We start from the raw sequence: 1,660 nt of genomic DNA on the forward strand, positions 1-1,660 counted from the left end.
GGATCCCGGCGCGGGTGCACCCGCCCCCCCCACTCCTTCCCCTCCTGCGCGTGTTCGACGGGCGACGCCCCCGCGGCGGGGGGGGCGGGGGCGGGCGCGCTGCCGGGCGGCGGCAGGGTGCTGTCGAGCACGCCGTGCGCCGACACCCGCAGCAGCCCGGTCAGCGCGCGCACCGGAATGGAGACCTGATGGTCGGAGATGGAGCCGATCGCGCTGAGCGCCGAGGCCGCCAGCACCACCCGGTCGCGCTCGTCCACCTCGGGCCGGTCCTCGGCCAGCAGCTCGCACAGCACGTTCTGGCCGTCGGCGAGCTTGCGCATCATGGCGCGATAGTCCTCGGGCTCGAGGTAGCGGCTCTGCCAGCGCAGCAGCGCCGCTCCCCTGCGGTTGGCGACGGCGCGGTCGATCAGCGCGTCGACGACGTGTTCCAGGCGGGTTCGCGCGGGCGCGGCACGCAGGGCGGGCGGCAGCGTCACCGCCTCCTCGCACAGCGCGCTCAGCCGCAGCGCCTCCTCCCGGAACAGCGCGTACTTGCTCGGGTAGTGGCGGTAGAGCGCGGTGGAACTGATGTCGAGGCGGGAGGCGATGTCCTCCATGCTGACGCCGTGATACCCGAGCTGTCCGAATGCCTCGGCGGAGGCGGCGGCGATCTGCGCGCGACGGTTTCTCGGCCGTTTGCGGACCACGCGTTCGGCAGCCTCACCGCGACTTGCCGTGCCGCCGGCTGAGCGGCGCTTGTGCGCGTCCATTCGGCGATGGTATCCCAATCGGCTGCTTGGTAGTGGTCTCCCGGGAGTCCCTGATCAGAACTGAATCAATAGTCACAAAGGACCGTAACAACGGTGTTCTTCTGCGCGATCCAAAATATCAGGGCCGGAATATTCGTTAACATTACTGAGCATTCGCGGCAGCCGTGCGGCGAGTCGGGTGGCCGGAGAGGTCAGTGCGCGCTCACCGGACGGCCGAACAGCGTGATCTCCATCAGCCTGCGCACCCGCAGCTGGGAGGCGATCGGCTCGGCGCCGAAGGAACGGCCGAGATCGACCACGAGCGCGAAGGCCGCGTGCACGAGGAAACGGGTCTCGGCAGCCGTGAGGTCGCCACGCACGTCGCGCACCAGCTTGGCCCACTCGTCCACGTTCAGTCGCTGGATGTTGCGCAGCACAGCGCGCTCCTCGGCGGGCACGTGCTGGAACTCGGTGTAGTAGACGAAGGTCAGCGCCCGTTCGGCGAACGAGCCCGCGACATAGCGCTCGATCAGCACGCTCATGGCCGCCTCCGGGCTCGGCGCGGACGCCACGGCGGGGCCGATCGCCGCCGACACCCGGTCGGCCGCCCGGCGGAACGCGGCGGCGAGCAGATCCGCCTTGCCGCGATAGAACCGGTAGACCGCGGAGGCGGCGGAAAGCCCTGCGGCGGTGGCGATCTCCTCCACGCTCACGTTCGGGTAGCCGCGCTCGTGGAACAGCTCGACGGCCTTGCGCAGCAGCAGCTCGTGCTTGAACGACTCGGGGATGTCCGCGGCCGCCGCCGGGGCGGGGTCGGGGGGGGGGGGGGGGGGCGCGGGCGGGGCCCCCGGGGCGGCCCCCCCGGGGGGGGGCAGGGGCCCCGGCGGGGGGGGGGGGGGGGGGGGGGGGGGGGGGGGGGGGGGGGGGGCCGG

The 1,660-nt window shown here is 72.7% G+C and carries 2 protein-coding genes; both read right to left on the bottom strand.

Translation table 11 applies throughout. From position 1 onward, the window contains the following. A partial coding sequence (locus QH283_RS20615; RefSeq protein WP_280504623.1) for a TetR/AcrR family transcriptional regulator occupies positions 1-749 on the bottom strand: 749 nt, incomplete at its 3' end. Positions 750-940: 191 nt separating this feature from the next. Beyond that, positions 941-1,660 (bottom strand): TetR/AcrR family transcriptional regulator (locus QH283_RS20620; protein WP_280504624.1); only part of this gene is annotated, 720 nt, incomplete at its 5' end.

Origin of the sequence: Nocardia farcinica (assembly GCF_029867845.1) — a bacterium.
Classification (GTDB): domain Bacteria; phylum Actinomycetota; class Actinomycetes; order Mycobacteriales; family Mycobacteriaceae; genus Nocardia; species Nocardia farcinica_A.